The sequence below is a fragment of the Moorena sp. genome, assembly GCF_982860115.1.
This window is the reverse complement of the sequence record NZ_CEYLVT010000359.1, coordinates 1-5,042: the sequence shown is the minus strand read 5'-3', so window position 1 is coordinate 5,042 and position 5,042 is coordinate 1. Positions and strand designations below refer to the sequence as shown.

At 42.3% G+C, this 5,042-nt stretch carries 3 protein-coding genes; all 3 read right to left on the bottom strand.

Annotated features, from left to right (window positions below; translation table 11 throughout):
• The coding region (locus AC4II3_RS31180; protein ID WP_488029790.1) for a non-ribosomal peptide synthetase at positions 1-2,656 on the bottom strand (2,656 nt) is incomplete at its 3' end.
• A gap of 63 nt (positions 2,657-2,719) precedes the next feature.
• Positions 2,720-3,439, bottom strand: coding sequence for an aspartate/glutamate racemase family protein (locus AC4II3_RS31175; RefSeq protein WP_488016595.1), 720 nt, complete (start codon positions 3,437-3,439; stop codon positions 2,720-2,722).
• A gap of 29 nt (positions 3,440-3,468) precedes the next feature.
• Positions 3,469-5,042: thioesterase domain-containing protein (locus AC4II3_RS31170; protein WP_488016597.1), on the bottom strand; the 1,574-nt coding region annotated here is incomplete at its 5' end.

Genomic DNA, 5,042 nt, shown 5'->3' with positions numbered 1-5,042 from the left:
TTACTTCAATTTCTCCAAGTTCGATCCGGAAACCCCGCACCTTGACCTGATTATCGATCCGACCGAGATATTCGATATTTCCATCGGGTAAATAACGGGCTAAATCCCCAGTTTTATAGAGGCGAGAACCTGGTTTATTGCTAAACGGGTTAGGGATAAACTTTTGCTCTGTCAATTCGGGACGGTTGAGATAACCTTTAGCTAGGGAAACTCCCCCGATATACAACTCACCAGGAATTCCCACAGGTACAGGTTGTGCGAATTGATCTAATAGGTAAATCTGAATGTTAGCAATGGGACGACCAATAGGTGGTAGTGCTGGCCAAGTGTCAGTAGAACCGGTTAAGGTAAATACTGTAACTACAACATGAGTTTCTGATGGTCCATATTGATTATGAAGGGAACAATCTTTTAGCTGGGAGAAAAAGCTTGCGATCGCTGGAGTAATTTGCAACTGTTCCCCTGCTGTTATTACTTCCCGCAGACTGGTGGGAATCAATCCCAAAGTTTGAGCGGTCTCTGCTAACTGCTGTAAAGCAACAAAAGGAAGAAACAGTCTTTCTACTTGTTTTGCTCTTACCAAATGTAGTAAAGCAACAAGGTCTCGTCGCAGTTCTTCTGAGATTAAGACCAAGGTTCCACCCCCACACCAGGTTGAAAATATTTCTAGAAAAGAGACATCAAAGCTAATTGGGACAAATTGCAGGGTTTTTGCCCTGGTTGAAACTGTTGTGTTTGACCGTTGCCACAAAATCAGATTCCTCAAGGCCAGGTGCTTCATTGCTACACCTTTAGGCTTACCTGTAGAACCGGAAGTATAGATTACATAAGCCAAGTTTTCCTCAGAAGCAGTACAGTTGGGATTTAAGTCAGTTTGTTGACTAACTAGATTCCAGTCAGCATCTAAACAAATGATTTGCGCTCTTATTTCCGGTAATCCAGCTACCAAGTTTTTTTGAGTTAATAGCACTGAAGCTTGAGAGTTTTCCAGCATATAGGAAATCCGCTCGCTGGGATAAGTCGGGTCAATGGGAACATAAGCCCCACCGGCTTTGATAATGCCCAACAATCCCACCACCATCTCAAGAGAACGTTCAACACATATCCCCACCAAAACTTCTGGTCCGACTCCCTCCGATTGTAAATAATGTGCTAATTGATTCGCCCGACAATTTAAATCCCGATAGGTTAATTGTCGGTTTTCAAACACCACCGCCACTGCATCCGGTGTTTTTTCCACCTGTTCCTCAAACAACTGATGAATGCACTTATCCTTGGGATAGTAAACCTGAGTATTATTCCACTCAATTAATAACTGATGACGTTCGGATTCAGTCAACAACGGTAATTTAAAAATGGGTGTTTCTGGATTGGCTACAATCCCCTCTAACAAGGTCAGGTAATGCCTCGCAATCCGGTCTATAGTTTCAGAATTAAATAAATCACTATTATAATTCCATCGAACATTCAACTCATCACCCACTTCAATCATTTCTACCGAGAGGTCATAGGGAGCGCCACGTTGTTCTTCCAACAGATAAGGCTCAATTTGAAGTAATCCCTCTTGAAACTCTGTATCATACCATCCTAATTTTCGCCAATTAAACATGACAGAAGAAACCAGAGGATGACGGAAATTACTTTTTAGTTTCAACTGCTTGACCAATTGACTCAAGGGATAATTGTAAGCTTCATGTTTCAGGGCTTGGTCAACCGTATGAGCGACTTGAATCAGCAATTCCTTAAAAGTAGTATTTCCCTCCAGATTTACTGGCACAACAACTAAGCTTGCCAAATAGCCCGCTACATCTTTAAACTCTTTTTTACCCAGTCGATTTTCCGTGGGAATATTGACAATAATATCGGTCTGATTTGTGTAGCGATATAACAGCACATAAAAGGCACTCAAGGCAATTTTAAACAGACTAATACTATCGGATTGTAGTTGTTTCAGACGCGATACCAATTCTTGATTGAGTTTGAATTCATGAGAATCACTGCGATAAGTAACGACACTGGGGCGCGGTAGATCCGTTGGTAAATCTAAAATTGGCAACTCACCCCCTAATTGTTTTTCCCAATATTGCCAAAGCGTTTCTCCCCAAGGTGACTTCAGCATTTCTGATTCCCAATTGACAAAATCGGTATAAGCTAAAGGTTCTTTAACTGGAATCCCCCCATATAATTGTTGGAATTCTTTTAAAAATAAATCTTTGGTAAAACTATCACTAGCAATCTGGTGAATCGTAAACAGTTGAACCCATTCCGTTGCGGAACGCTGAAACAAATATAATCGGATAATGGGGTCTTTTTCTAAATCATAGAGAACATCTGCACAGGCTAAAATTTCTTGCTTTAACTGTTCTTCACTCCAATCCTTAGCATCAATCACCTGCATCGGAACATTCATCGTCGGATGAACAATTTGCACAGGTTCGCCCTCTTTATCCGTTCCATATGTGGTTCGTAAAATTGCATGGCGTTCTACGATTTTTTGCCATGTTGCTTTCCAGGTTTCTATGTCTAAATGTGAATTGATTTTGACCGCATTATACTCGTTGTAAGCGGTATGATCAGGGGCGATTTTGTGGATAAAACATAACCATTTTTGCGCCTCTGACATCGGATAAGTATAACGAATTTCTGGATTTTCCATTGATTGTTTTAGGGAACAGGGAACAGGGAACAGGGAACAGGTAATAGAATAGAAATAAATATATTAGTCATGTTTTTCCCAGTAATTTTGCTTGTAATAAGTTAACCGACTCTGGGAAAGCTTATTCCGAATCAACAACTCCAAAAATGAAATAGCGACGCGATTTGGATCGACAACAGGTACTCCTCTTCCCACTTCAGCTAGACGTTGAGCAACAGCATCAGCGATATTTAAAAAGCCAGTGCAACCAAAAATTATTGCATGAGCACCATCTTCATCAATCGCTTTGACACTTTCGGCATAGACTTTTTCTACGGCAACTTGCTTGTCATGTAAGCTCAAAACCGGAAGATGCACGGAACGAATGGAAGCAAAATTGGGGGAAATCCCAAACTTCCTGATATGCTCCCGTTGCATTGCTACAACTGAATTCACAATAGTAATAATTGAGAACCTTTGAGCAAGCATCATTGCTGTATAGGCGCTGGGTCGGAACCCTCCAACAATTGGAATGTCAATGACCTCTCGAGCTGTTTCAACTCCACAGTAATCCATGTCCGATACAAAAATCCCGTCAAAGCCATCTCGTTCGGCTTTCACCGCTTGTGCAATCACATAAGGGGCATTGATTTCTGAATCATAACGACTTTCAATTGAACGAGTCCCCTCTGAAATATTTTCCACATCTACCGTCATATCAGTTGTCAGGACGGGTTCAACGGCTTGGGCAATTTCATCGTTAAAATCGCTGTTATTTATGGGAATAATAATTTTAATTTTCATAGGTTTGGTTTTATCTTTTCAAGACGTAACTACAATTGAAAATCAGGGGAGCTTTGTTGGTAGCAAAGTTTCAACAATTCAGCTAATACCTGAACGTGAGGTTCACTCAACATAGTGGTATGATTTCCAGGAATCACATGAACCTCTACAGGTTGAGTAGAAAGCTGATTCCAACCCCAAGTTGGATCGCTGGTAATTTTACCAAGCATTCCCAATTTATCCTGATAAACTTCGCTGGTGCGGAACAGGGTAATCGGACCAGGATAACCTCCTTGTGGGAGATAACTCATAAAAGCCAATTCGTCAGCTTTAATAGTTTGGACAATGCCACGCACTCGGTCGATTCCTGAATTAGGGGGCAACAGATTGACGCTTTCCATCTGTTGTTTGAGATAGTTTAATTGTGCTTCGGGAGTAAGAGGTTTTAGGGATTCATAAGAAATCTCTAGATTTTTCCCAGATAACATTTCTAGGATATAGGCAATATTAGTCAACCATCGGGTATCATCCCAATCTAGCTGTTTTGGGGCGCTACCAGGAAGTCGGGCGGGAAGGTCAAATAGGGCTAGGAGGGCGACGGTTTCTCCCAACTGTAGTAGTTGTTGTGCCATTTCAAAGGCAACCAGAACCCCAAAGGAGTGACCGCCGAGGAAGTACGGACCAGAGGGTTGAAGGGATTGGATGGCTTTGAGGTAGTAGGCAGCTACTTCTTCAACAGACCTGAAGGGTTCCGACACCCCATCTAAGGATGGAGGTTGCAAAGCATAAAAGGGTTGGTCATTACCTAGATGACGGGCGAGTTGGTGGAAGTAGACCACATTGCCACCGGAACCAGGCATACAGAAGAACGGTGGGTGGTTTCCAAGGGGTTGAATGGCAACTAAGCCAGACCAAGAGTGAGTATGAGTTTTTTGGCGCAGTAGAATGGCTAATTGTTCTAGGGTAGCGCCTTGGAAAAGGGCGGCTAAAGATAGATTTTTGCCAAATTGTTTCTCAATCTCAGCCATCAGACGCACTGCTAACAGAGAATGACCACCGAGGTCAAAGAAGTTGTCTCGGACTCCGATGCCAGAAACACCGAGAATCTCTGACCAAATTTGGGCTAGTTGTAATTCCAGAGAGTCGCGGGGAGCAACAAAACTGCTTTCTCTAAGTAAACTTGAAGCATCAGGGATTGGCAAGGTACGACGGTTGACTTTACCATTAGGAGTTAGAGGCATTGATTCGAGAAAGACAAAAGCAGCAGGAATCATGTACTCGGGTAGCTTAGTCTTGAGGAAAAAACGCAAATCATTGATCGTAGTTTTGGCGTCATTGGTAATTAAATAAGCAACAAGCCGTTTGTCTCCTGGAATGTCTTCGCGGGCAATGACTACAGCTTCTCGCACGTTGGAATGTTGGGCAAGTGTTGCTTCAATTTCTCCGAGTTCGATCCGGAAACCTCGGATTTTTACTTGATGATCAATACGTCCGAGATATTCAATATTTCCATCGGGTAAATAACGAGCTAAATCCCCAGTTTTGTAGAGGCGAGAACCAGGTTCATTACTAAAGGGATTAGGGATAAACTTTTGCTCTGTTAATTCGGGACGGTTGAGATAGC

What these genes read in the sequence shown, in the direction of transcription:
- AC4II3_RS31175 (WP_488016595.1), bottom strand. Translation starts at nt 3,439, where the DNA reads ATGAAAATTAAAATTATTATTCCCATAAATAACAGCGATTTTAACGAT.